The 25829-nt window shown below is 69.5% G+C and carries 21 protein-coding genes; 8 read left to right on the top strand and 13 right to left on the bottom strand.

Annotated features, from left to right (window positions below; translation table 11 throughout):
• Nucleotides 1-14: 14 nt before the first annotated feature.
• The 4 genes from ACZ6SA_RS42695 to ACZ6SA_RS42680 form a co-directional block, all read right to left on the bottom strand.
• Entirely contained in the window at nucleotides 15-437 is a 423-nt protein-coding gene (locus tag ACZ6SA_RS42695) for a roadblock/LC7 domain-containing protein (RefSeq protein ID WP_090935862.1), read from the bottom strand.
• Nucleotides 434-3622: a sensor histidine kinase gene (locus ACZ6SA_RS42690; protein WP_465834784.1), complete on the bottom strand. Its 3189-nt coding sequence runs from the start codon at nucleotides 3620-3622 to the stop codon at nucleotides 434-436. Before ACZ6SA_RS42690 ends, ACZ6SA_RS42695 begins: the two co-directional genes overlap by 4 nt.
• Nucleotides 3623-3873: 251 nt before the next feature.
• Complete coding sequence (locus ACZ6SA_RS42685) at nucleotides 3874-5271, bottom strand: aminobutyraldehyde dehydrogenase (protein WP_347649878.1); 1398 nt, start codon at nucleotides 5269-5271, stop codon at nucleotides 3874-3876.
• Nucleotides 5272-5298: 27 nt separating this feature from the next.
• On the bottom strand, nucleotides 5299-6570 hold the full coding sequence (locus ACZ6SA_RS42680) for a glycosyltransferase (protein WP_465834782.1): 1272 nt from the start codon (nucleotides 6568-6570) through the stop codon (nucleotides 5299-5301).
• Nucleotides 6571-6695: 125 nt separating this feature from the next.
• Between ACZ6SA_RS42680 and ACZ6SA_RS42675 the strand changes: the two genes are divergently transcribed.
• Nucleotides 6696-7301 carry a TetR/AcrR family transcriptional regulator gene (locus tag ACZ6SA_RS42675; protein WP_347621882.1) on the top strand — a complete coding sequence of 202 codons (606 nt, stop codon included), beginning with the start codon at nucleotides 6696-6698 and terminating at the stop codon, nucleotides 7299-7301.
• On the opposite strand, the gene ACZ6SA_RS42670 is transcribed toward ACZ6SA_RS42675, so the two are convergent.
• Genes ACZ6SA_RS42670 through ACZ6SA_RS42655 form a run of 4 tightly spaced genes read right to left on the bottom strand, consistent with a single transcriptional unit; the run spans nucleotide 7295 to nucleotide 11102 of the window.
• Nucleotides 7295-8344: an ABC transporter ATP-binding protein gene (locus ACZ6SA_RS42670; protein WP_347649876.1), complete on the bottom strand. Its 1050-nt coding sequence runs from the start codon at nucleotides 8342-8344 to the stop codon at nucleotides 7295-7297. The genes ACZ6SA_RS42675 and ACZ6SA_RS42670 overlap by 7 nt on opposite strands.
• Nucleotides 8331-9113 (bottom strand): ABC transporter permease, encoded by a 783-nt coding sequence (locus tag ACZ6SA_RS42665; RefSeq protein WP_347649875.1) that lies wholly within the window; start codon nucleotides 9111-9113, stop codon nucleotides 8331-8333. Before ACZ6SA_RS42665 ends, ACZ6SA_RS42670 begins: the two co-directional genes overlap by 14 nt.
• Nucleotides 9106-9972 carry an ABC transporter permease gene (locus tag ACZ6SA_RS42660; protein WP_465834779.1) on the bottom strand — a complete coding sequence of 289 codons (867 nt, stop codon included), beginning with the start codon at nucleotides 9970-9972 and terminating at the stop codon, nucleotides 9106-9108. The genes ACZ6SA_RS42665 and ACZ6SA_RS42660 overlap by 8 nt, the downstream gene beginning before the upstream one ends.
• Nucleotides 9973-9977: 5 nt before the next feature.
• The gene (locus tag ACZ6SA_RS42655) at nucleotides 9978-11102 is read right to left on the bottom strand and encodes a polyamine ABC transporter substrate-binding protein (RefSeq protein WP_347649873.1); all 1125 of its coding nucleotides are present in this window, start codon (nucleotides 11100-11102) and stop codon (nucleotides 9978-9980) included.
• Nucleotides 11103-11275: 173 nt separating this feature from the next.
• On the opposite strand from ACZ6SA_RS42655, the gene ACZ6SA_RS42650 reads away from it, so the two are divergent.
• Both ACZ6SA_RS42650 and ACZ6SA_RS42645 read left to right on the top strand, forming a co-directional pair.
• Nucleotides 11276-12433 carry a hypothetical protein gene (locus ACZ6SA_RS42650; RefSeq protein ID WP_465834776.1) on the top strand — a complete coding sequence of 386 codons (1158 nt, stop codon included), beginning with the start codon at nucleotides 11276-11278 and terminating at the stop codon, nucleotides 12431-12433.
• Nucleotides 12430-13389, top strand: a complete 960-nt coding sequence (locus ACZ6SA_RS42645; RefSeq protein ID WP_465834774.1) for an SIS domain-containing protein — start codon at nucleotides 12430-12432, stop codon at nucleotides 13387-13389. The genes ACZ6SA_RS42650 and ACZ6SA_RS42645 overlap by 4 nt, the downstream gene beginning before the upstream one ends.
• 1 nt (nucleotide 13390) lies before the next feature.
• Here ACZ6SA_RS42645 and ACZ6SA_RS42640 read toward each other — a convergent pair whose 3' ends face one another.
• From ACZ6SA_RS42640 to ACZ6SA_RS42620, 5 genes are all read right to left on the bottom strand, one after another.
• A complete protein-coding gene (locus tag ACZ6SA_RS42640) occupies nucleotides 13391-13957 on the bottom strand; it encodes a GTP-binding protein (RefSeq protein WP_347649870.1) in 567 nt (188 codons plus the stop codon).
• A complete protein-coding gene (locus ACZ6SA_RS42635; RefSeq protein ID WP_443155588.1) occupies nucleotides 13938-14252 on the bottom strand; it encodes a DUF742 domain-containing protein in 315 nt (104 codons plus the stop codon). Before ACZ6SA_RS42635 ends, ACZ6SA_RS42640 begins: the two co-directional genes overlap by 20 nt.
• A gap of 191 nt (nucleotides 14253-14443) precedes the next feature.
• Complete coding sequence (locus tag ACZ6SA_RS42630) at nucleotides 14444-15559, bottom strand: RNA-guided endonuclease InsQ/TnpB family protein (RefSeq protein WP_465834772.1); 1116 nt, start codon at nucleotides 15557-15559, stop codon at nucleotides 14444-14446.
• Nucleotides 15560-15658: 99 nt separating this feature from the next.
• Nucleotides 15659-16081: a roadblock/LC7 domain-containing protein gene (locus ACZ6SA_RS42625; protein ID WP_347649868.1), complete on the bottom strand. Its 423-nt coding sequence runs from the start codon at nucleotides 16079-16081 to the stop codon at nucleotides 15659-15661.
• Complete coding sequence (locus ACZ6SA_RS42620) at nucleotides 16078-18729, bottom strand: sensor histidine kinase (protein ID WP_465834770.1); 2652 nt, start codon at nucleotides 18727-18729, stop codon at nucleotides 16078-16080. The genes ACZ6SA_RS42625 and ACZ6SA_RS42620 overlap by 4 nt, the downstream gene beginning before the upstream one ends.
• A gap of 287 nt (nucleotides 18730-19016) precedes the next feature.
• Between ACZ6SA_RS42620 and ACZ6SA_RS42615 the strand changes: the two genes are divergently transcribed.
• The 5 genes from ACZ6SA_RS42615 to betA are packed head-to-tail and all read left to right on the top strand — an operon-like array spanning nucleotide 19017 to nucleotide 25623.
• Nucleotides 19017-20120: a quaternary amine ABC transporter ATP-binding protein gene (locus ACZ6SA_RS42615; RefSeq protein WP_465834768.1), complete on the top strand. Its 1104-nt coding sequence runs from the start codon at nucleotides 19017-19019 to the stop codon at nucleotides 20118-20120.
• Nucleotides 20117-22033: an ABC transporter permease gene (locus ACZ6SA_RS42610; RefSeq protein ID WP_465834766.1), complete on the top strand. Its 1917-nt coding sequence runs from the start codon at nucleotides 20117-20119 to the stop codon at nucleotides 22031-22033. Before ACZ6SA_RS42615 ends, ACZ6SA_RS42610 begins: the two co-directional genes overlap by 4 nt.
• Nucleotides 22030-23004, top strand: coding sequence for an ABC transporter substrate-binding protein (locus ACZ6SA_RS42605; RefSeq protein ID WP_443155533.1), 975 nt, complete (start codon nucleotides 22030-22032; stop codon nucleotides 23002-23004). The genes ACZ6SA_RS42610 and ACZ6SA_RS42605 overlap by 4 nt, the downstream gene beginning before the upstream one ends.
• Nucleotides 23005-23056: 52 nt before the next feature.
• Nucleotides 23057-23992, top strand: coding sequence for an ABC transporter substrate-binding protein (locus ACZ6SA_RS42600; protein ID WP_465834764.1), 936 nt, complete (start codon nucleotides 23057-23059; stop codon nucleotides 23990-23992).
• On the top strand, nucleotides 23989-25623 hold the full coding sequence (betA, locus tag ACZ6SA_RS42595; RefSeq protein ID WP_465834762.1) for a choline dehydrogenase: 1635 nt from the start codon (nucleotides 23989-23991) through the stop codon (nucleotides 25621-25623). Before ACZ6SA_RS42600 ends, betA begins: the two co-directional genes overlap by 4 nt.
• Nucleotides 25624-25829 lie beyond the last annotated feature (206 nt).

The raw sequence follows: 25829 nt of genomic DNA, 5'->3' as shown, positions 1-25829 counted from the left end.
CCTGTCACCGCCCCCTAGCGGGGACGGGCCGCTTGCAGCTCCGCGCGCACCGCCGGAGTCAGCACCTGGCCCGCCCGCTCGACCAGCAGAGTCATCTGGTATGCCACCAGCCCCATGTCACAGTCTGGTGCGGCCAGGACAGCCAGGCAGGACCCATCGCTGATGGACATGATCATCAGGAGGCCCCGCTGCATTTCGATGACGGTCTGGGTCACCATACCGCCCTCGAAGACCCGTGCCGCTCCCTGGGTCAAACTGATCACGCCTGAGGCGACCGCGGCGAGCTGGTCGGCCCGGTCCTTCGGAAAGCCCTCGGAAAAGGCCAGCGGCAGCCCGTCGGACGACACCACGACCGTGTGAGCGACGCCGGGCACGTTGTTCACGAAGTCCGTGATCAGCCAGCTGATGCCGCGCGCTCCCTGGCTCATTTCTCTCATTTGTCCTCCTCATTTTCTTCTCCGCGGGTGAACGCTCGGCCTTGCCGGACACCCTGCTGGAAGCTGGAGAGCCTGCTGCGCAACCGCTCAGGTGAGATCTGCGGCGCCGGTGATGTGGCCTGGGGCTCGGCGAGGCTGGCCGTGCCGGGCACCAGGTTGGCCTTGGGGACGCGCCGGGGCAGCCCCGAAGGCGTCGTGCCGGCCTGCGCAGGCTGCGCGGCGGCCTGCGCGGCCTGGAAGCCGGTGTCCGCGGGCGAGGACCACGACGCGCCGGCGCCCGACTGCCCCGGCTTGCGCTGAGGCAGCTTGCCCGGCGTCTGCTGGGCGGGAGCGGCGGGCGGCGGGTCCGCGGGCACCGCCGGTTGCACCGCGGTGCTCTCGTGCTCGGGCTCGGGCTGCGGCTCGTGACGAGGCCGCAGCTGCTCCGGCTCCGGCCTGCGGAACCAGTCGGAGCCGACCGACGAGAAGATCGGCAGGAACTCCTCGCTCTGCTCCTCCATGGGCGAGTTGCGCACCGCGGGCAGCGGCCCGGTCATGTCCTGCGAGGAGTAGTCGCCCGGCCCGAACGGGTTGTAGGCGGAATTCCCGTTCTGCTCGAACTGGTCGGCGGGCTTGGGCTCCTCCGAGAACGGCGAGTGGTACGACGCGTCGAACTGCGGCCGCGGCCGGTCCTCCGCCTCGAACAACGACCTGCGCGGCAACGGGTCGGCGAACGACGACCACCGCGAATCGTCCTGCGGCTGCTGCTGCGGCGGCTCCGTCGCGAACGACGGCCAGCGCGGCTCGTCATCCTGCAGCGGCGGGGGCTGCTCGGCGAACGACGGCCACCGGTTCTCCGCGAACGGCTGCGACACGGAGGAGGGCGGGGGCTCGTCCGAGAACGAGGGCCAGCGCTGCTCGCCGAACGGCGACGGCGTGGCCGGCGGCTCCTGGGCGAAGGACGGCCAGGCCGGCTCCTCCTGCGCTTCCTGCGGCTGGCCCGCGAACGGAGCCGGCTGGTCGCCGAAGGCCGGCGGCTGCTCCCCGAACGCCGGCGGCTGCTCGCCGAACGCGGCAGGTTGCTGCTCGGGCTGCTCGCCGAAGGCGGCGGGCTGCTGCTGATCGCCGAACGACGGCCAGTTGCCGGTGCCCGGCGCGGGCAGCGACCCCGGCCACTGCGTGTCCACGACCTGCTCGGAGCTCTCGCCCGAGGGCGCCCCGGAGCGGGAGCCCGATCCGTTGGTGGACGGCTGCCCGAACATGCTCGGGTCGAACGTCGTGAACGCTTCGTACTGGCCGCCCTGCTGCGGCGCGCCCGAGCCGTCGCTGATGAGCATGTCGGGCATCATGACGAGCGCGCTCAGCCCGCCCGTCTCCCGCATGCTGAGCTGCACCCGGACGCCGTGACGCAGGGCCAGGCGGCCGACCACGAACAGACCCATGCGCCGCGACACGGACACGTCGACGACGGGCGGGTTCGCCAGCCGCCAGTTGGCCTCGGCCAGCTCTTCCTGGCTCATGCCGATGCCCAGGTCGTTGATCGACACGAGCACGCCGCCCTCGACCGGCGAGCTGGTCACCTGGACCTTGCTCTCGCGGGGAGAGAACGAGATGGCGTTCTCGATCAGCTCGGCGAGCAGGTGGACGGCGTCGGTGACGGCCGGGCCGACGATGAGGGTGCCGGACGCGATCTGGATCTGGACGCGTTCGTAGTTCTCGACCTCGGAGAGCGAGGCGCGGGCGATGTCGACCAGCGGCACCGGCTCGCTCCACTTGCGCGCGGCCTCCTGGCCGGCGAGAACCAGGAGGTTCTCGCTGTTGCGGCGCATGCGGGTGGCCAGGTGGTCGAGGCGGAACAGGTTGGCGAGCCGCTGCTCGTCCTCCTCGCCCTGCTCCAGGCCCTCGATGAGCTGCAGCTGCCGCTCGACGAGAGTCTGGCTGCGCCGGGAGAGGTTGACGAACATGGAGTTGACGTTCGCCCGCAGCTTGGCCTCGTCGCCGGCCAGCCGGATGGCCTCGCGGTGGACCTCGTCGAACGCCCGCGCCACTTCACCGATCTCGTCCCGGGTGTTGACGCCGACCGACGGCATCTCGGGCACGTGGGCGCCCTCGCCGGACTCGCGCAGCAGGCGGACGGTCTCGGGCAGCCGGGTCGTGGCGACCTGGAGCGCTTCGGCGCGCAGCCGGCGCAGCGGGCGGACCAGCGAGCCGGCCACGCGGGTGGTGATGATCAGGACGAGGAGCAGCAGCACGAGGATCATCGCACCGGACATGATCGCGTTGCGCTGCTCGGTGTCGCTGAGGTCGCGGGTGCCGGCCACGATCTTGGTGGCCAGGCCGTCCTCGACCTTGCGCATGGCGTTACCGGCCGCGGTGGTGCTCTCGAACCAGCGCGTACGGTCGGCGCGCGTGGTGACGTCGAGGTCCCTGATCCGGTTGAGGGCGCGCACCTGGGCGAGCGCCCGCTGCCGCATGGCGTCGGCGAGGTCGACCTCCAGGCCCTTGACGCCCTCGTGGAACGCCTCCAGGTCCGCCGGGGACGCCTCCTGCTCGAAGGTGAGCTGCTCGGCCTGCTGCTTGTTCCAGGAGCCGAGGAACTCCGCCCAGTCGTCGCTGTCGAGCTTGCTCTGGACGAGTGCCACGAGGAGGATGATCTGCTGCCGCGAGACCTCCTCCTTGACCCGCTGGAGCGCGCCGAGCGCGGCGACGTCGCCCAGGAGGGAGTCGTCGGTGACGCCGTCGCCCATGCCGGCCTGGACCGACGAGAAGACCTCGATCATCGTGGTGTAGGTGCCGATGACGGCGCGCGGGGGCACGTTGCCGACCATGGAGGCGCGCAGGCTGTCGAGGCCGTTGAGCCAGCGGTTCATGCTGGCGACGCCCTCGCGGACGCGGGCCGAGTGGGCGGCGTCGATGGCCGAGGCCGCGTTGACGACGTCCTGCTTGGCCTTGTCGGTCGTCTGCCGCTGGGTCTTGACCTGGACGAAGCGCTGGGCCTTCCTGCGGTCGGCGACGTACCACGCGGTGAGCGTGCGTTCCTTGCCCAGCTCGTGGTTGAGCGCGCCGATGCGCTGCACCAGCTCGGCGACCTGGGTGAGCCGGCGGTATTCGGCGCTGGTGCCGATGGCGTCGGCCAGCTGGATGCCGGCGAGCAGCACACCCACGACCGTGGGGATGAGGATCAGCGCGACCAGCCTTGAGCGCACACGCCAGTTCCCCAGCCGGAACCGTCCGCCTGTGTACTCCCCTGACCTCGTATGTCTGGGGTTATCCGTCCTCACTGACTCTCGCAACCTCTCGCCGGTACGTGCTCGAAAAAATCAGACACGCGTGTGGCGCATGGGATTCTGTCCGGCTGGGTAATTGGAACACAACCCGTACCAGATCGGCCAACCGAACATATCCCATCAAACACGCCCAAAGCAGCACTTCGGGGCGTCTACCGCCGTACACGTTTTCAGGCGGGCCGGAACGAATCCCGCTCGGCCGGTGCCGCGTGCTTCACCATGAGGTGGCGCGTCACCGAGTAGTCCTGCACCGCCTCCTGGCTCATGTCCTTGCCGAACCCGCTGCCCTTCACCCCGCCGTGCGGCGCCTCGCTGGCGATGGGCAGATGGTCGTTGACCCAGGTCACACCCACGTCGAGCCGATGCGACACGCGCATCGCCCGCGACACGTCGCGCGACCACACCGACGACGCCAGGCCGTACGTGGTGCCATTGGCCAGCCTGACGGCCTCGTCCTCGCCCTCGAACGGCAGAGCGACCAGCACAGGGCCGAAAAGCTCGCCTTGGACGATCTCGCTGTCCTGACCGACCTCGCTGACAAGCGTAGGCGAATAGTAAAACCCCGGCCCGTCGATCGGCGACCCCCCGTGGAGAATCCGCCCGCCCGACCTCGAGACGAACCCGTGCACCCGGTCCCGGTGGGCCGCCGAGATCAGGGGGCCGATGTCGGTCGCCGGGTCCCACGGGTCGCCGACGGTGATGTTGGCAAGAGTTGCCCGAATCGCCTCGACCGCGTCCGCGTACACCTCGCGGGCGACGTAGACGCGGGTGGCCGCCGTACAGTCCTGCCCGCTGTTGTACGTCGCCCCCATGGCCACGCCGTGAGCCATCTCGGCCAGATCGGCGTCCTCGAAGACCAGCGCCGGGGCCTTGCCGCCGAGCTCCAGATGGACCCGCTTGAGCGTGCCCGCCGCCCCGGCCATCACGGCGCGGCCGGTCTCCGTCGAGCCCGTGACGCTGACCATGTCGACCCCGGGGTCAGTGACCAGTGCCTGACCGACCTGCGCGTCCCCGGTGACCGCCTGGACGAGCCCTTCGGGCGCGCCCGCCGCGGCGAACAACTCCGCCAGCCGCAGCGTCGTGCGCGGCGTCTGAGGGGCGGGCTTGATCACCACCGCGTTGCCCGCGGCCACCGCCGGGCCGATCTTCCACACGGCCATGACGAAGGGGAAGTTCCATGGCGCGATCGACCCCACCACCCCGACGGGGCGGCGCAGCATGACCGAGGTGTACCCGGGGCTGAACACGCCGGCGCCCGACCCTTCGAGCGAGCGGGCGGCGCCGGCGAAGAAGCGCAGGTTGTCGACGGCGAACGGTAGCTCTCCGTCTCTGAACACCGCGGCGGGCTTGCCCGTCTCCTCCACTTCGAGCCTGGTCAGCTCTTCGGCGTCGGCCTCCACCAGGTCGGCCAGCCGCAGCAGCAGGCGCTGGCGCTCGGCCGGAGTGGTCTGCGACCACGTCTCGAACGCCGCGCGCGCCGACCGTACGGCGGTCGCCACGCCCTCCACCGGCGTGTCCGGAATTTCGGCACACGGGAGTCCGGTGGCGGGGTTGATCAGTTCACGCATCGGAAGACTTCGCTCTCAGGGGTCGTGCTACTTGCCGAGCTGCTCGATCAGGTCGGCGGCCTTGCGCAGCCCGTCGCGGCGCCGGATCTCCTCGCCCGCGGCGGCCAGCCTCGCGCGCAGCTCGGTGTCGCCGAGCAGCCGCGCGACCGCCCCCTTCAGCTCGTCGTCGGTGAAGGTATAGGTCGAAAGCCTGACACCATAGCCCAACTCATCCATTCTCTGGGCATTGTCGTACTGGTCCCAGAAGAGTGGCAGCAGGATCATCGGCTTGCCGAAGTGCAGCGCCTCGGTGGTCGTGTTGTTACCGCCGTGGGTGATGACGAGGTCACACAGTGGGATGATCCTAGTCTGCGGAAGGAACTCCGCGCCCCACATGTTGGCGGGAAGTTCGATCTCCTCGTGCAGCGGGCCCTTGGAGACGACGTACTGATGCGGAGTGTCGGCCAGCACGCCGATCACCCGCCGCATCAGCTCCACGTCGGACGAGCCCAGCGAGCCGAGCGAGAAGTAGATCAGCGAGCCCTCGCCACGCCGGAAGGGCAGTTCCCACTTCTCCTCCGTCTCGCGGACCGAGGAGTCGAGCCGGTGCCAGGTGTCGCCCAGCGGCCGGGCGTCGGCGTAGTCGGCGATCTCCGGATAGACGTAGAGGTTCAGGTCGCCGTTGTGCATGAAGTCGAGCTCCGGCAGCGGCTCGGCGCCCTGCTCGACGCACCACTCGTTCCAGGCGGCCCAGAGCTCGCGGTGGGTGCGGTCGTACTCCGCGCGGAAGGCCTCCCACTCCGAGCGGTCGCCGGCGGGGAGCCCGGAGAAGACCGGCGCGACGTTCTCGCCGCGGACCTCGAGCGGGTTGCAGGAGACGATGCGGACGAACTTCTTGCCCGCCGTGACCAGCGCCGGGAACGTGAGCACGTTGTCCTCGACGATGATGTCCGGCTGCACCCGCTCGATGATGGCCTTGAGCTGCGGCTCGCAGTATTTCGCGCCGTCGATCAGCTCGGCCCAGATGGGCTTGACGACGGTCTCGAGCTGCTCGCGGGTGCTCTTGCGGTACTCGGGCGCGGTCTCGCGGATGAAGTCCTTCCAGAACTGCCCGGGGTCCTGCTCCTCGGCGTCGTCGGGTGGCGGAGCGAGGTCGACCAGGTCCTCCTCGAAGCCGAGTGCTTCGAGCTTGCCCTTCCACGACGCCTCGGCGGCGAAGACGACGCGGTGACCGCGGCGACGCAGGATGTCGCCGATGCCGATGCTGTTGTTGGTGGGACCGTAGGCGCTTTCAGGCATGAACAGGATGGTGAGAGACATGGAGACTCCGGAACTGCTGATCAATTTGAAGGGGAATTCAAAAACGCATCTAGCGTGAAGGTCAACTTAAGGGCACTATGGTCACGGCCAACTGAACAGCAGCCGAACGGGTGAAGGTGGTGGGGGTGGCTCAGCGTAAAAGCCGGAGTGACCGGCGCATCGACTTGATCGAGGCCGCGCGCAGGGCCATCATCCGCCATGGCATCGACGGAGTACAACTCTCCCACGTGGCCGAGGAGGCCGGCCTGACCTCCGGAGCCGTGCTCTACCACTACCCCGACCTCAGCGAACTGCTGGTCGAGGCGCAGCACGCCGGCATGGAGCGCTTCTACGAGCAGCGGCTGCGCCGGCTCGCCGACTTCACCGATCCGGTGGAGAAGCTGGTCGTGACCATCAGGTCGGGGCTGCCGACCGGGCCGCTCGACCCCGACGTCCGCCTGCTCAACGAACTGGGCGGGGCCGCGGGCCGCAACAGGGTCTACGGCGTGTTGCTCACCTCGCTCTATGACCGCCAGGTGTCGATGTACCAGGCGATCCTCGACACGGGAGCGGCGCTGGGGGTGTTCCGGCTGAGCGCCGACTCGCTGACGGTCGCGCGCAATCTCGTGGCGCTGGAGGACGCGTACGGCTACCGCATCACGGCCAGGCATCCGGTGATCGGCCCGGCCGAGGCGGCCGAACTGATCCTCTCCTACGCCCGGGCGGCCACGGGCAACGACCTGTCTCACTGATCGACCGCCATGATGACGGCGTCCTCGGCGTTCCAGCGCACCTTGACCTTTGCCCCGGCCTCCACCGCGCTGGCGCCCTGGACGGCGACGAGCACCGGCTCGACCCGGCCCGGCACGTCCACGGAGATGTGCGACACGCCACCGTAGAAGCTGACGTCGAGGACGCTGCCCCGCAGGCCCGCGGTCTCGCTCTCGTCGACCAGCCTCACCCTCTCGGGGCGTACCGCGAGCAGCGCCTTGCTGCCCGCCGCGAGCTCGGTCATGGGCGTGCCCGCCAGCACGCCGAACTCCTCGCTCTCGAGCCCGTCGAGGCCGCCGGCGACGCCCTCGAACAGGTTGTTGGCGCCGACGAAACCGGCCACGAACGGCGACCGCGGCCGTTCGTACAGCGGGACGGGCTCGTCCACCTGGCACACCGTGCCGCTGTCGAAGACCGCGATGCGGTCGGCCAGCGACATGGCCTCCTCCTGGTCGTGCGTGACGACCACGAACGTGATGCCGACGTCGTGCTGCAGCCGCTTCAGCTCCAGCTGCATGTCGGCGCGGACCTTCTTGTCCAGGGCCGACAGCGGCTCGTCCAGCAGCAGCAGGCGCGGCCGCTTGACGATGGAACGGGCGAGCGCCACCCGCTGCCGCTGCCCGCCGGAGAGCTGGGCGGGCTTGCGCGAGGCGTGCGCGGTCAGCCCGACCGTCTCCAGCACCTCGCCGACGCGCTGCCTGATCTCCTGGCGGGGCAGGCGCTCCCGCTCCAGGCCGTAGGCGACGTTCTTGGCCACGGTCATGTGCGGGAACAGCGCGTACGACTGGAACATCAGGCTGATCGGCCTGCGGTTCGGGGGCAGGGCCAGCAGGTCCTCCCCGTCGAGGGTGACGGTGCCCCGGTCGGGCGTCTCGAACCCGGCGATGATGCGCAGCAGCGTGGTCTTGCCGCACCCCGACGGCCCGAGCAGGGCGAAGAACTCGCCCTGGCCGATCTCCAGCGAGACGCCGTCGAGCGCGGTGACGTCGCCGAACCTGCGCGTGATCCCGTCAACCTTCAGCACTCTGTCTCTCTCCGATCCTCGTCAGACGCTGGCCCGCGATCACCGCTACGAAGCTCACGAGGAGCAGGATCGCGGCCAGCGCGTTGATCTTGGGGGTCACCCCGAAACGGATCATCGAGTAGATGACGATCGGCAGCGTCGGCTCGGCGTTCCCGATGGTGAAGAAGGCGATCACGAACTCGTCGAGCGACAACGTGAACGCCAGCAGCGCCCCCGCCACGATGCCCGGCGCCAGCTGCGGCAGCGTGATCTTCATGAACGTGACCACGTGTCCCGCGCCGAGGTCGCGCGAGGCCTCCTCCAGCGAGGTGTCGGCCCCGGACAGCCGGGTGCGCACCACCGCGGCCACGAACGCCATGGAGAACAGGGCGTGCGCGAGGATCACCGAGTAGTGGCCGAGCGTCAGCGCGATCACGCCGTAGAAGAGCAGCAGCCCGATCGCCAGCACCAGGTCGGGCAGTACGGCGGGCATCAGCGCCAGCGCGTCGAGGGCCTTGGACCTGGAGTGGCGGGCCAGGCCGACGGCCAGCAGCGTGCCCAGCACGGTCGCGATCGCGGTCGACCCCACGGCCACGATCAGCGTGTTGATCAGGCCGTTCCTGACGCGCTCGTCCGCGGCCAGCTCGCCGTACCACTTGAGGCTGAACCCCTCATAGGTGTACGCCGACTCGCCGGCGTTGAACGACATGACGACGAGCACGACGATCGGCAGGTAGAGGAAGACGTACGTCACCCAGAGCGGGACGAACAGCAGCTTGGACCTACGCACGGCGCGCCACCCATGCCTGCGCCATCAGCAGCACCAGGAGCACCGCGATGAGCGCCAGCGCCAGCGTCGAGCCGAACGGCCAGTCGCGCGCCTTCAGGAACTGGTCGCGGATCAGGTTGCCGACCATGATCGACTTGTTGCCGCCCAGGATCTCGGGGATGACGAAGTTGCCGAAGCTCGGCACGAACACGAACAGGCAGCCGCTCAGCACGCCCGGGACCGTGAGCGGCAGCGTGACCTTGCGGAACGTGGTGAACGGCGAGGCGCCGAGGTTCGCCGACGCCTCCCTGAGCTGCGGGTCCAGCCGCTCGATCGCGGCGTACAGCGGCAGCACCATCAGCGGCAGGTACGAGTAGAGCAGCCCGGTGACGATCGCACCCTGGTTGTAGAGCAGCTCGTACGGCCCGAGCCCGATCGCCGCCAGCCCGCTGTTGACCAGCCCGGGACCGCTGAGCAGGATGATCCACGCGTAGACGCGGATGATGAAGTTGGTCCAGAACGGCAGCACGATCGCGACCAGGGCGATCGTCTTCCACCTGGGCGAGAGCCGCGCGATCGCGTAGGCCGTCGGATAGCCGATCAGCAGCGCGATGGCCGTCGTCAGGGCCGCGATGCGCAGCGAGCCGCCGACCACGCCCAGGTAGAGCGGGTCCATCAGGCGGGCGAAGTTCTCGGTGGTGAACTCGTACACGATGCCGCCGAAGCGCCCGCGCTGGAAGACGGTGTTGCTCAGCACCAGGGCCAGCGGCACCAGCAGGAGCACGACGAGGTAGGTCAGGCCCGGCGACAGGAACACGAACGCGCCCAGCCGGCGTCCGCGCGAAGGGGACGCCGACCGGGCCTTGAGCTCAGAGGTCACCGCTGTTACGACTGCGCCGTGACTTCCGTCGACAGGCGGGTGTACTTCGTGGACGCCTGTCCGAGGTCGACGATCGACTCACCGTCGAGCAGCTCGTCCGGCTTGATGCCGAGCAGCGAGCCCTTGGCGACCTTCACGCGCTCCATGGCGGCCTTGTTGGGCACCTTGTAGTTGATGTTCTCGGCGGCCCAGCTGTGGTTCTCGGGGGCGAGGATGTAGTTGATGAGGGCGTGGGCGGCCTCCTTGTTCTTGGAGGACTTCATGATCACCATGGTGTCCACCCAGAGGTCGCTGCCTTCCTTCGGCACCGCGAACGCGATGTTGCCCTTCGGGTCGGTCGTCGGGCACCAGCCGTCCCACGCCTCGACCATGATGGCCTCGCCGGACTTCAGCTTGTCGCCGAAGGTCGTGTCGTCGTAGCCGAGCAGATGTGGCTTCTGCGCCACGAGGAGCTCCTTGGCCTTGGCGATCTCCTCGTCCTTGTCGGTGTTGACCGAGTAGCCGAGGGCCTTGAGCGCCGGCAGCGCCAGCCAGCGTTCGGTGGTCATCATGGTGACCTTCTTGTCGGCCCAGGCCGGCGGCTTGAGAAGATCGTTCCAACTGGTCGGCTTCTTCTTCACCAGGTCGGTCCGGTAACAGATGCCGGTCGTGCCCCAGGTGTAGGGCACGGAGATCTTGTTGCCCTTGTCGTAGGAGAGCTGGGTGGCCTCGGGGTAGAGGTTGGCCAGGTTGGGGATCAGCTCGGGGTGGATCGGCTCCAGCAGGCCCTGCTCGTTGAGCGCCTGCGCGTACTGGCCGGACACGAACGCCACGTCGACCCCGCTGTCACCGGAGGCGGTGAGCTTGGCCATCGCGTCCTCGTTGGTGGCGTGCAGGGCGATCTTGATGTCCTTGACCTTGAGCTTGTCCTTGGCCCCCTTGGTGAACTCCTCGGGCAGGTAGCCGTCCCAAACGGTCACCTGGATCGACTGCTTCGTCAGGTCCGCGTTCGGCTTGAGGTCGTCGGCCGCCGCCGCGTTCGTGCCTTCTGGGCTTGTCGACGACTCACCGCCGCACGCCGCGACGGCAAGCGCGAGGCCGGCCACCGCGACGGCGGCCGGGAGACGACGGGTGAACCGGGTACGGGACACGGCCGCTACTCCTTCTTGAATTTGCGGTGTTAAGAGGGGTCGCGCGACCTTACCGGACACAGCGGACCAGATCAGGAGTGTTGCAGCAGATATCAACATGGGCAAGACTTTTTATGACATTGCTACCTGGAAGTTTGGCGATCGTGTTGAATTGGGATTCAATAGGGCCTCGGTTGATCTCTCTCGGTGAGAAGCCCCTCACCGGCCGAGATCGCGGGCTCACCACCGCGCTCGTGGGGCTGCTGGGCGAGGATCCGCCGCCGCCCTTCGCGGTGCGGCGCTTCCGCCCGCTGCCCACCTTCTCGTACGCCTCCGGGGATCTCCACACTGGGGCCCCAGGTGAGCGTGGTTTCGGCCCGCACGTGGACCAGACAAACCACTCCGTTGTCGTGGCCGAAAAGGTCGTTGTCAAGTGGCTGACCCCGCCGGCTCCCCTGCCGCATCCCGCCCCGGAACTCCTCGCCCATCTCGTTGAGGCGGGTTTCAACGACACCGCTCCTCCCTACGCGGCGCTGACCGCGGAGCTGGACGGCCGCGATCACCTCCTCGCCCTGGTCACGGGCTACCTGCCCGGGGCGCGGGACGGCTGGGAGTGGTGCGTCGACGAAGCCGCGTCGCCGGGGGGAACCGGTGATGGAACAGGCGCCACCGCCTTCGCCGCGCCGCTCGGCCGCCTGGCCGCCGACCTGCATCTCGCCCTCTCCACGCTGCCGCCGCCGCCCGCCGGGGCCGGCCCCGATCTGGCGGAGCGGGCGGGGTGCGCGCTCGCGGAGGCCCTGGAACTGACCGGCGGCGACGACGGCGAATGGCTGGCCGCCAGGTCCGCCGCCCTCCGGCGCGACCTGGCGCCGCTGGCCGTCCCCGCGGCCGGCCCGCGCATCAGGATCCACGGCGACCTGCACGTCGGCCAGATCCTCCGGTGGGACGGCGGGTACGCGGTGATCGACTTCGACGGCAACCCCACGGTCGCGGGCGCGGACCCGTACCAGCCGGCGGCCAGGGACGTCGCCCAGCTCACCACCAGCCTGGAGCACGTGGCGCAGGTGGCGATCAGGCGGCGGTCCACCCCGCCCGCCGAGGCCGCCGCGTGGGCGGCCGCCGCCCGCGCCGCCCTGCTGTCCGCCTACCGGGCCCGGCTGGCCGAGCGGGGCAGGCCCGACCTGCTGGACGACAGGCTGATCCGCCCGTTCGAGGTGGAGCAGGAGTGCCGGGAGCTCATCTACGCCGCCCGCCACCTGCCCCGCTGGCGCTACGCCCCCATGGGCGTCCTGCGCACCTGGTATCCCGAAGAGACCTCGTATCCCGAAGAGAACGCCGAGGACAACGCGTGAATCCCGAGCTCTACCTGTCCGACCTGGAGGCCAAGCCGGAGGCGCTGCGGAGCCTGGCCGGCGCCCTGGCCGAGGAGAACCCGTTCCTGGCCCTGCCTCCGGGCGTCACGAGGGTGCTCTTCCTCGGCATGGGCAGCTCCCGTTACGCCGCCGGGGTGGCGGCCCTGCGCCTGCGCGCGGCGGGCGTCGACGCGTACGCCGACTACGCCTCCGCCGCCGCCACCTGTCCGGCGAGGCAGGACACCCTGGTCGTGCCGATCTCGGCCACCGGCGCCAGCGGGGAGACCCTCGACGCCACGGCCCGCTACGCGGGCGGCCCTTCCCCCGTCGCCGTGCTCACCAACGCCCCGGGCTCGCCCCTCGCCGAGGCGGCCGACCTGGTGATCCCCATGCACGCGGGCGAGGAGCGCGGCGGCGTCGCGTGCCGGACGTTCCAGCACACCCTGGCGCTGCTGCTACTCATGGAGGCCACGCTCACCGGGCGGGACCGCGACGTCCCCGCCCTGGTGGAGCGGGCCGCCGAGGCCACCGCCGACCTGCTGGAACGCCGGGACGCCTGGCTCCCGCGGGCGCTGGAGCTGCTCGACGGCCCGCACGGCGTCTACACCGTCGCCCCCGCCGAGCGCCTGTCGTCGGCGGAGCAGTCGGCGCTGATGTTCCGCGAGGGCCCGCGCCGCCCGGCCGACGCGTGCGAGACGGGCGACTGGTCCCACGTGGACGTCTACCTCACCAAGACCCTCGACTACCGGGCCCTGCTCTACCCGGGCTCCCGCTACGACGACCAGGCCATGGACTGGGTACGCCTGCGGGGCTCGACCGTGCTGGCCGTCGGCGCGGAGGTGAAGGACGCCGCGGCCGCCATCCGCTACCGGCACGACGGCGACCCGGACGTGGCCCTGCTCACGGAGACCCTGGTGGCCGAGCTGGTGGCCGCCCACTGGTGGAGCGGCCGGTAGGTCAGCCGGCGCGTACGGCCATGGCGTGTTCGACGAGCGTGATGAGGGTGTGCTTGACCGCCGGGCGCGCCCGCGCGTCCATGCGGACGATCGGCACGTGCGTCGAGAGCGTGAGCGCCTCCCGCACCTCGCTCTCGACGTGCGGGAACTCGCCGTTCCAGCCGTTCAGGCCGACCACGAACGGGATCCGCGACTCCTCGAAGTAGTCGACGGCGGGGAAACTGTCGGCGAGCCGGCGCGAGTCGACCAGCACCACGGCGCCGATGGCCCCGCGGACCAGGTCATCCCACATGAACCAGAACCGGTACTGGCCGGGCGTGCCGAACAGGTAGAGGATCAGGTCGTTCGCCAGGGAGAGCCGCCCGAAGTCCATGGCGACGGTGGTGGTGGTCTTGCCCGGCGTGTGGCCGAGGTCGTCGATGCCCGCCGACGCGTCGGTCATCACCGCCTCGGTGGTCAGCGGCAGGATCTCGGACACGGAGCTCACGAACGTGGTCTTGCCCACGCCGAACCCGCCCGCCACGACGATCTTCGTCGAGGTGAGCCGGCTAGAGCCTGCGAAGTCCACTTAACACCCTTTCGAGCAGGTTTCTATCGGGTAATCCCGCATTCAGCTGCGGCTGGTACACCCTGACCAGCCCGTCCGCCTCCATGTCGGCGATGAGCACCCGCGCCACTCCGAGCGGGACGCTGAGCAGCGCCGAGATCTCCGCCACGGACCGCACCTGCCGGCACAGCTCGCTGATCGCCCGGAACTCGCGGGTGTAGGTCGAACCGAGCTGGGCCGAGGTCGCCGACGACACCAGAGCCTCCATGGCCAGCTCGGTGCGCGGCGCGGTCCTTCCGCCGGTGACGGCGTACATGCGGACGAGCGAGCTGCGCTCGGGCTCCGGCTCGCCGTTATCCCACGATGCCACGGTTCACTCCCTTGACTTCCTCCCCACGCCTAAAGGCAGGGGACTCCAATCCGTCACCGGATCGGGGTTCCTGTTTCATCGGGCCACGCCTCCCCGGAAGACTCCGGGGCCGGTCTTACCAGCCCTCCGCAGGCGTTTTACCTCTCGACCAGCCCGGCCGCGAGGATGTTCTTCGCCGCGTTCACGTCCCGGTCGTGGACGCTCCCGCAGGCAGGACAGGTCCACGAACGGACGTTCAACGGCATGGACCCGTTGACGTGCCCGCATCCGCGAGCCGAGCACAGCTTCGACGACGGGAACCACCGGTCCACGGCCGCCAGCGTCCGCCCGTACCAGGCGGCCTTGTACTCCAGCATCCCCCGCAACTCCCGCCAGGAGGCGTCGGAGATGGCGCGGGCCAGCGAGTGGTTCTTGACCAGGTTGCGGACGGTCAGGTCCTCGATCGCGAGCGTTTGGTTCTCGCGCACCAATCGAGTGGTGACCTTGTGCAGGAAGTCCCGACGCCGGTCGGTGACCCGGGCATGCGCCCGCGCCACCTTCAGCTTGGCCTTGGCCCGGTTCGCCGAGCCTTTCGCCTTCCGGGCCAACTCCCGCTGCGCCTTGGCCAAGCGCCGCCTGTCCCGTCGTTCGCAGCGCGGATTCGTGATCTTCTCGCCGGTGGAAAGCGTCAGCAGATGAGTGAGCCCGGCATCCATCCCGACCTGCGCATCCACGGGCGGCAGCGGGCTGATCTTCTCCTCGACCAGCAGGGACACGAACCAGCGTCCCGCCGCATCCTTCGACACCGTCACCATGGACGGCTCGGCTCTTTCCGGGAGCGGACGCGACCACACGATGTCCAGCGGAGCGTGCATCTTCGCCAGCTTCACCACGCCATCCCGGAACGAGAAGGCGTTGTTCTGGAACGTCGCCGATGCCCGCGACTTGTGCTTGGACTTGAAACGCGGGTAGCGGGCACGCTTGGCGAAGAAGTTGTTGAACGCTACCTGCTGCCGGCGCAACGCCTGCTGCAACGGGACGTTCGACACCTCGCGCAGGAACTCCAGTTCCGGGTCCTGCTTCCATGCGGTCAGCCACTTGGCCGTGTCCACGTACGAAGTCGAGACGTGCTCGTCGGTGTAGCGCCGGTTGCGTTCGGCGAGTGCCTTGTTCCAGACCAACCGGACACACCCGAACGTGCGGTTCAGCAGATCTGCCTGTTCGGGGGTCGGATAGAAGCGGTACTTGTAGGCCCGCTTCACGATCTGGGACATGCTTAACATGAGAGCGCTTGATCATGTTAAAGCTTGACCCCCATTCCGGCCTATCCCCAGGGCTGAAGCCCGGGGTCTGCGGCCTGTAAACACACATGATCACCACGGACGCGCGGCGGACAGCTCCGCCCGTACGGCGGGCGTGAGCACCTGGCCCGCGCGCTCGACCAGGATCGTCATCTGGTAGGCGACCAGCCCCATGTCGCAGTCGGGTGCGGCCAGCACCGCCAGGCAGGATCCGTCGCTGATCGACATCACGAGCAGCAGCCCGCGCTCCATCTCGACGAGCGTCTGGGTGACCCCTCCGCCCTCGAAGACCCGCGCCGATCCGTGCGTGAGGCTGACCAGGCCCGCCGCGATGGCGGCGAGCTGGTCGGCGCGGTCCTTGGGGAAGCCCCGCGAGTACGCCATAGGCAGCCCGTCGGCGGAGACCACGACGGCGTGCGCCACGCCGGGCACCTCTTCGACGAAGCCGGTGACCAGCCAGTTGACGTCCCTGGCGGCCTGGCTCAGCTCCTTCACGAGTCCTCCTCGAGCTCGGCACGGCCCTTGCGCACGCCCTGCTGGTAGCCGGCCAGCCGGGAACGCAGCCGATCAGGGGACAGCGGTGGAGCGGGAGCGGGAGCGGGCGCCGGATTCGCGGTGCCTGGTACCAGATTCGCCTTCGGCGTCCTTTTCGGCAAGCCCGAGTTCGTGGTGCCGCTCTGGGCGGGCTCCGCGGCCGCGCCCGCGGCCTGCCATCCCTGGTCGGCGGGCGAGCTCCAGGAGGAGTCGCGGTGGTCGGCGGTGGGGGCCGCCTTGCTGAACCAGCTGCTCTCCTCGACGGCGGCGAAGATCGGCAGGAACTCGTCCTGAGACGGCCCTGCCAGGTCGGGCGGCGGCTCGGCCGCTTGCGTGTACGGCAGCTGCTCGCCCGGATAGGTGTACGGCGGCTGCTCTCCCAGAGTGGGAGGCAGGGCGGGCGGCAGGGTGGGAGGCAGGGTGGGCGGCGGCGCGGCCGGCAGGGTCGTCGGCGACGGGCCGAACCACGACGACGGCTCGGCCGCCACGGGTGCGGCGTCGAACGACGGATGCCCGGGCGGAGGGCCCGTCAGCGAGGCGGGCGGGGGCGTGTGCACGGGGGCGGCGAAGGAGTCAGCGGTCCCGAAGGACGGCGTACGCACCTGCGCCTGTCTCGGCACCTGGACCCGTCCCTGCGCGGGCAGCGCGCTCGGCACCTCCGTGAGCAACATCGGCGGGATGAGCACCATGGCGGTCAGCCCGCCGATGTCCTGCGCCCGCAGCTGGACCTTGATGGTGTGCCGCAGCGCCAGCCGGCCGACCACGAACAGGCCCATGCGCCGCGACACCGACACGTCCACGACCGGCGGATTGGCCAGCCGCCAGTTGGCCTCGGCCAGTTCGTCGGGGCTCATGCCGATCCCCTGGTCGGTGACCGACACCATCAGGCTGCCCTCGTCGAGCCGGCCGCTGGAGATGAGGACCTTGGTGTCCCGGGAGGAGAAGGAGACGGCGTTCTCGACCAGCTCCGCGAGCAGGTGCACCACGTCGGTGACGGCCTGGCCGGCGATCGCGACGTCCGACTCGACCTGGATGCTGACCCGGTCGTAGCTCTCCACCTCGCCCAGCGCCGCCCGCACGATGTCCATCAGCTCGACCGGCTCGCTCCACTTGCGGGCGGCTTCCTGGCCGGCCAGGACGAGCAGGTTCTCGCTGTTGCGCCGCATGCGGGTGGCCAGGTGGTCGAGCTTGAACAGGTCGCCGAGCCGGGCGTCGTCGCGCTCTCCGCGCTCCAGCCGCTCGATCAGCGTGAGCTGCCGTTCGACGAGCGTCTGGCTGCGCCTGGACAGGTTGACGAACATGGCGTTGACGTTGGAGCGCAACCGCGCCTCGTCGCCCGCCAGCCGTACGGCCTCGCGGTGCACCTCGTCGAACGCGCGCGCGACCTCGCCCACCTCGTCCCTGGAGAAGATGCCGATGGGCGGCACCTCGGCGTTGACCGCGCCGTCGCGCGACTCCCGCAGGTGCTGCACGAAGTCGGGCAGGCGCCGGCCCGCGATCTCCAGTGCCTCGCTGCGCAGGCGGCGCAGGGGGCGTACGAGCGACCTGGCCACACCGGTGGTGATCAGCAGCACCGCCACCAGCAGCGCGAGGACCGCGCCCGCGGTCACGTACGCCTTGCGCCGCTCGTCCGCGCTGAGCGCCTCGCTGCGGGCCACGATGCCCTCCGCCTGGCGCCGCTCGACCGTGCGCATGGAGTCGACGACCACCGCGGCGGCGTCGTGCCACTCCTTGGCGTCGTCGCGCTTGGCCTGGTCGAGCCCGCGCAGCGGCAGCTCGTTGGTGGCCCTGATCATCACCAGCTCGCGCAGGAACAACATGCGCTCGGCGGACCTGCCGTTGACGGTCTCGTCGAAGAAGCGGCGCTCGCCTGAGGTGGCCTCCTCGGCGAAACCCCTGCGCTCGCTGGCCTCCTTGGACTGCTCGCCGAGGAAGCGTTTGAGCTGGTCGGGGTCGAACGCCCCCTCGACCAGCACGATCGTGACCAGCGCCTGCTGGTAGGAGACGCTCTCCTTGGCCCGGGCGAGCGCGTCGAGCATGCGGGTCTGGCGGAACAGCTCGTCGTCGACGCTGCCCTTGATCAGCTCGTTGTGCACGGACAGCAGGTCGGCGATCACGGTCGTGTAGAGCTCGACGGCCGGGCCGGGCAGCAGGTTGGCGTCGAGTGCCTGCGCGCGCAGGGTGCTCAGGTCGTTCAGGCGGCTGAGCAGGGTCTCGATCTGGTCCGCGGTGCGCCCGCTCACGTCGTTCAGCAGGGACTGCGCGAGGCCGCGCACCTGCTTGACGGACAGGTCGGTCTGGTCCATCTGGGCGCGCACCGTGCCGAGCTCGACCGCGGGCCGGTCGCGGGCGATGTACCACGCGGTCCTGGCCCGTTCTGTGGACACCTGGTGGGTGAGCTCGCCCAGCTCCGCGGACATCCGGGCGAACTGGTTCGTACGGGTGTAGTCGCCGGCGGCGGAGGTCGAGGCGAGCACCTGGACACCGCCGAGCAGCACGGCGGCGGCCGTGGGGATGAGGATGAGCGCGACCAGGCGCGCCCGCACGCGCCAGTTGCGCAGCCGCCAGCCGCTCTCGCCGGCCTGCCTCTCGCTCAGCTGTGTACTCACCGAACGCACCTCGCCCGAATCGGCGTATATGAGGGGCATACGCCCCGGGGGAAATCAGCAAGTGCGGGTAATTGGAACACATCCCATACAGGACGGCCAACCGAACTTAACGCGACAAAAGTCGAGTCGTGTGACTCCTGAGGATAGAACTTGGGACACCATGCGTGAAGCACCCGGGCGAGAGATTAACCCAGATCAAGATAGATGTCCGCTAATGAGCGATTAGTACGTTTCAACGCATAACACGGAAGCTGCACCGTGATCTCCGGAGTGTCACAGCGTTGAGAATGTCGCTAATCACCACATATGTTGAGCGACGTCATAACGAGGAGGCGAGTGTGGGCGATTCTCACAGCGCGGCCATCACCGTCGACGGCCTGTGGAAGATCTTCGGGCCCAAGGCACAGAAAGTGCTGAACAGCGAGGACAGACATCTCGATCCCGCCGCGCTGAGAGAGAAGACCGGCTGCACCGCCGCGGTCAGGGACGTCGGTTTCGAGGTACGCCCCGGCGAGGTTTTCGTGGTCATGGGGCTGTCCGGCAGCGGCAAGTCCACCCTCGTACGCTGCCTCACGCGGCTCGTCGAGCCCAGCGCCGGCGAGATCACCATCGGCGGCGAGGACATCGGCCGCGCCTCGCCCGCCCGGCTCCGCGAGATCCGGCGGCACCAGGTCAGCATGGTCTTCCAGCACTTCGGCCTGCTGCCGCACCGCAAGGTGATCGACAACGTCGCCTACGGTCTGGAGATCCAGGGCACGCCGAGGGCCGCCAGGCACGAGCGGGCCGAGGAGATCCTCGCCCTGGTCGGCCTCGACGGCCACGCCGGCGCCTACCCCGACCAGCTCTCCGGAGGCATGCAGCAGCGGGTCGGGCTGGCCCGCGCGCTGGCCGTGGACCCGCAGGTGATGTTGTTCGACGAGCCGTTCAGCGCGCTCGACCCGCTGATCAGGCGCGACATGCAGGCCGAGGTCATCCGCCTGCACCGGGAGGTCGGCAAGACGATGGTGTTCATCACGCACGACCTGTCGGAGGCGCTCAAGCTGGGCGAGCGGATCGCGATCATGCGGGCGGGCTCGATCGTGCAGCTCGGCACCGCGGAGGAGCTCGTGGGCGCGCCGGCCGACGACTACGTGGCCGACTTCGTCCGTGACGTACCGAAAAGCCACGTGCTGACGCTGCGCCGGCTCTGCCGGCCCCCCGAGCCCGGCGAGTCGCTGGACGGGCCCGAGTTACCGGTCACCACCGTCATCAGGGACGCCATCGCCGCCTCCGCCGCCTCCGCCCACCCGATCAGGGCCGTGGACGGCGACGAGCTGGCGGGCGTCGTGGACCGGGTCGACCTGCTGTCCTTCCTGTCGGGCCAGGAGAGCCCCGTGCGAGCGGGCGCATGAGCAGCGCCACGGCCGCCGGCAGGCCGGCCTGGCTCGGCCTGCCGGGGTGGGCGGCCCCCGCGGGGGCGGCGGTCCTGTTCGCGGCGGCGTACCTGGCCTTCCGCGACACGGCGACGCTGCCGCACAGCAGGGAGGCGGCGCCGTTCCTGGCCGTCACCGAGCTGCGCGAGTGGATCGACGACAACAGGAACGACAACCCGCTCTTCCTGTACTTCCTCAACTACATCAGGCTGTTCGTCGGCGGGCTCTACGACGCCTTCCACACCGTCCTGTTCGCGCTCGGCTGGCCCGGACTCACGGGCGTCATGGGTGCGCTGGGCTGGTTGTCCGGCGGCCGGTGGATCGCGGCGCTCGCGGTGGGCGGCGTGAGCGCGTTCGGCCTGCTCGGCCTCTGGGAGTCGAGCGTCGACACGCTGGCCCTGGTCGCGGTGGCGGTGCTGCTGTCGCTGGCCGTCGGCATCCCGCTGGGCGTGTGGGCCGGGCTCTCCGAGCGCGTGCGCAGGGCGCTGACGCCGGTCCTCGACGTCATGCAGATCATGCCGACGTTCGCGTACCTGGCGCCGCTCGCGCTGTTCTTCCACATCGGCGCGCCCGCCGGCGCCATCGCGACGATGATCTACGCGATCCCGCCCGCCATCCGCATCACCGCCCTGGCCATCTCGGAGGTCTCCCCCACGGCGGTCGAGGCGTCCGCCTCGCTGGGAGCCACGGGCCGGCAGACGTTGTTCAAGGTCTACCTCCCGCTGGCCAGGTCCACGATGGCGCTGGCGGTCAACCAGACGATCATGATGGCGCTGTCCATGGTCGTCATCGCGAACCTGATCTCGGCGCCCGGGCTGGGCGGCGACATCATCCGCGGCCTGTCGCGAGCCCAGGTCGGCATCATGCTCCCGGCGGGCGTGGCCGTGGTGATCATGGCGGTGACGCTCGACCGGATGACGATGGCCCTCTCCCGCCGGGACGCGCACGCCCGGACCTCACGGGTCGACCTGGCCGGGGCGGGAGCGCTGGCGCTGGCCGGGCTCGCGCTCATCCCCGTGTCGCCGCGCGTCTGGCCCGAGAACCTCACCCTCGACGTCGTGGCGGAGGTGAACGCCGCCGTCCGCTGGGCCGAGACGACCTGGTACCCGGTGACGACGTTCATCAGGGAAGCCACCACCCAGGCCCTGCTGAACCCGCTGCAGTCGCTGCTCACCTCGGCCCCCTGGTGGCTGGTGGCGCTCGCGGTGCTGGCGGCGGCCTGGCGGGTGAGCGGGCTGCGCCCCGCGCTGACGGCGCTGGCCTGCCTGCTGGCCATCGCGCTGCTCGGCCTGTGGGAGCACAGCATGATGACGATGAGCACGGTCGCCGTCGCGGTGCTCGTCACGCTGGCCATCGGCCTGCTGCTCGGGGTGGCCGCGGCCCGCTCGCCGCACTTCTCGGCCGTGCAGCGGCCCATCCTCGACGCCGCGCAGACCATGCCCGCGTTCGTCTACCTGCTGCCGGCCCTGGCGCTCTTCGGCACCACCAGGTTCACCGCGATCTTCGCCTCCGTCATCTACGCGGTCCCGCCGGTCGTACGCCTGGTCGAGGACGGCATCAAAGCGGTGCCCGCCACGGTCGTCGAGGCCGCCGCATCGGCGGGCTCGACCCCAGGCCAGCTGCTGTGGAAGGTGCAGCTGCCCATGGCGAGGAGGGCCATCCTGCTCGCGGCCAACCAGGGCATCGTGATGACGCTGGCCATGGTCGTCATCGGCGGCCTGGTCGGGGCGGGCGCGCTGGGCTACGACGTGGTCCTCGGGTTCTCCCAGCGGACCGACTTCGGCATGGGCTTCGTGGCCGGCATCGCCACGGTGCTCCTCGGAGTCATGCTCGACCGCATCACGCAGGGCGCCGACAGGCGCTCTTCCCCCCGAAAGAGGAAGTTCACATGAAGATTCGCCTGCTCGCAGGCCTTCTCGCCCTGGGACTCACCACGATGGGCTGCGGCGGAGCCACGGTCGACACCTCGACCAGCTCCGCCGCGCCGGAGGCCGGCGCCAGCGCCTCGGGCGCCTCCGCCGGCACGGTGAAGATCGCCATCAATCCGTGGGTCGGTTACGAGGCCAGCGCGAACGTCGTGGCGTACCTGCTGGAGAACGAGCTCGGCTACGAGGTCGAGCTGCCCGAGATCAAGGAGCAGCTGGCCTGGGAGGGCTTCGAGACCGGCGACGTCGACGTCATCATCGAGAACTGGGGCCACCCTGACCTGAAGAAGCAGTTCATCGAGGAGAAGAAGGTCGCCGTCGAGGCGGGCTCCACCGGCAACAAGGGCGTCATCGGCTGGTACATCCCCAAGTGGATGGCCGACGAGCACCCCGACATCACCGACTGGAAGAACCTCAACAAGTACGCCGAGCTGTTCAAGACCTCCGAGTCGGGCGGCAAGGGCCAGCTGCTGTTCGGCGACCCGTCGTACGTCAGCAACGAGGCCGCGCTGATCAAGAACCTCAAGCTCGACTACAAGATCGTCACCGGCGGCAGCGAGGCGGCCCTGATCAAGGGCGCCCAGCAGGCGCAGGCGCAGAAGAAGCCGCTGCTGTTCTACTTCTGGGACCCGCACTGGTTGTTCAGCCAGACCGAGCTGGTCCGGGTCAACCTGCCGCCCTACACCGAGGGTTGCGACGCCGACCCGAAGAAGGTGGCCTGCGACTACCCGGAGATGGACCTCGACAAGATCGTCAGCAAGAAGTTCGCCGACACCGGCGGCAAGGCGTACGAGCTGGTCAAGAACTTCAGCTGGACCAACGCGGACCAGAACGCCGTCGCCGACGACATGACCAACAACGGCATGACCGGCGAGGAGGCCGCCAAGAAGTGGGTCGAGGCCAACCCCGCCAAGTGGCAGGCGTGGATCCCCAAGTAGCCCCTCGACGACCCGGGTCCCGGCACGCGGGGCCCGGGCACGGAGACCTCTGATGCGAACGAAGACGCTCGTCGGGCCGCTGGTCGCGGCCCTGCTCCTGGCGGCCTGCTCCACCGGGGAGCCCGACTCGGCCACCGTGTCCAAGGGGACGGTCGCCATCGACGTCCACGCCTGGGTGGGCTACGAGGCCCAGGCTGCCGTGCTGGCGTACCTGCTGAAGCACGAGCTGGGATACGCGGTGAAGACGCGGAAGGCGGCGGAGGCGCAATCCTGGAAGGACTTCGAGTCCGGCAAGGTGGACGTGATCGTTGAGAACTGGGGGCACAACGATCTGAAGAAGGAGTTCATCGAGGAGAAGAAGGTCGCCCTGTCGGCCGGTCTCACGGGCAACAAGGGAGTGATCGGCTGGTACGTCCCCGAGTGGATGGCCAAGAAATATCCCGACATTACGGACTACCGAAACCTCAATAAATACGCACACCTCTTCCGCACCCCAAAGACGGGAAATGCCGGACAGATCCTGGACGGCGACCCGTCGTTCGTGACAAACGACGAGACACTCGTCAAGAACCTCAACCTCAACTACAAAGTCGTCTACTCGGGCAGCGAGGAGGCGTTGATCAAGGCGGCCCAGTCCGCGACGAGGAATCGGACGCCCTTGCTCATGTATTTCTACGAACCGCAATGGTTGTTCACCAAGGTCAGACTCGTCAAGGTCGCGCTGCCCCCGTACGCGGTGGGCTGCGACGAGGTCCCGGCCAAGGTCGCCTGCGACTACCCGCCCTACCTGCTCGACAAGATCGTCAGCCGGCGGTTCGCGGAGACCGGCGGGCCGGCGTACGAGCTGGTGCGCAACTTCAGCTGGACCAACGACGACCAGAACACCGTGGCCAGCGACATGATCAACGAGAAGATGACCGCCGAGCAGGCGGCCGAGCGATGGGTCGCCGAGAACAAGATCGTGTGGAAGGACTGGATTCCCCGTTGAGGTACGACTACGTCATCGTGGGCGGCGGCAGCGCGGGCTGCGCCCTGGCCAACCGGCTCAGCGCCGACCCCTCGACGTCCGTGCTGGTGCTGGAGGCGGGCAGGCCCGACTACCTGTGGGACGTGTTCATCCACATGCCCGCCGCGCTGATGTTCCCGATCGGCAGCCGCTTCTACGACTGGAAATACGAGTCCGAGCCCGAGCCGCACATGCACGGCCGCCGCGTCTACCACGCCCGAGGCAAGGTGCTGGGCGGCTCCAGCAGCATCAACGGCATGATCTTCCAGCGCGGCAACCCGCTCGACTACGAGCGCTGGGCCGCCGACCCCGGCATGGAGCGCTGGGACCACGCGCACTGCCTGCCCTACTTCAAGCGCATGGAGACCTGCCTGGCCGAGCCCGGCACCGACTTCCGCGGCGGCGACGGCCCGCTGAAGCTCGAACGCGGCCCGGCCCGCGGCCCGCTCTTCGAGGCGTTCTTCGAGGCCGTGCAGCAGGCCGGCCACCCGCTGACCGACGACGTGAACGGCTACCGCCAGGAGGGCTTCGCGGCCTTCGACCGCAACGTCCACCGCGGCCGCCGGCTCAGCGCGGCCCGCGCCTACCTGCACCCCGTACGCCGGCGGCGCAACCTCACGGTCAGAACCCGCGCGTTCGTGGAGCGCGTGCTCTTCGACGGCACCAGGGCCGTCGGCGTGCGGTGCGACGGCGAGCGCATCGAGGCGGGCGAGGTCATCCTGAGCGCCGGCGCCGTCAACACCCCCCAGCTCCTGCAACTGTCCGGGGTCGGCCCGCGCGAGCTGCTGGAGCCCCTGGGCGTGAAGATGGTGCACGACCTTCCGGGCGTGGGCGAGAACCTGCAGGACCACCTGGAGGTGTACGTCCAGCACGGCTGCAGGCAGCCGGTCTCGCAACAACCGTCGCTGGCCAGATGGCGCAGGCCCTTCATCGGCGCCGACTGGCTCTTCCGCAGGAGCGGCCCGGGCGCCACCAACCACTTCGAGGCCGGCGGCTTCATCCGCTCCAACGACGAGGTGGCGTACCCGAACCTGATGTTCCACTTCCTGCCGATCGCGGTCCGCTACGACGGCTCAGCCCCGGCCGGCGGCCACGGCTACCAGGTGCACATCGGCCCGATGTACTCCGACGCGAGGGGCTCGGTGCGGATCGCGTCGGCCGATCCCCGCCAGAAGCCGGCCCTGCGCTTCAACTACCTCTCCACCGACCAGGACCGCCGCGAGTGGGTGGAGGCCGTCAGGCACGCCAGGACCATCCTGGCCCAGCCCGCCTGGGCCGGCCTCGACGCCGGCGAGCTCTCCCCCGGCCCCGCCGTGCAGAGCGACCAGCAGATCCTCGACTGGGTCGCCAGGGACGCCGAGACCGCGCTCCACCCCTCCTGCACCTGCAAGATGGGCACCGGCGAGACGGCGGTGGTGGACCCGGGGACGATGCGCGTCCACGGCCTCGACGGGCTGCGCGTGGTGGACGCCTCGGCGATGCCGTACGTCACCAACGGCAACATCTACGCCCCGGTCATGATGCTCGCGGAGAAGTCGGCCGATCTCATCCTCGGCAACACCCCGCTGCCCCCGGAGCCCGTGGAGTTCTACCGCCACCCCCGGCCGGCCTGACCCGCGCTCCTTGGCTCCGGATCGTCGGTGCGCGGCCACTACCGGTCCCACAGCGCACTGATCGGCAGGGCGGTGAGCCGATCCCCGAAGGCGAGTGACCGCTTGCCGGTGTAGAGGACGAACCCGTGACTCCTCCGCTCCCTGAAGGCAGCGGCTTCTCGCCCCGCTTACGCGGGAGACGACGGCCAAGCCCTGACCGATGCCCG

This window comes from Nonomuraea sp. NPDC049378 (genome assembly GCF_055586745.1).
This window is presented reverse-complemented; position numbering and strand designations above follow the sequence as displayed.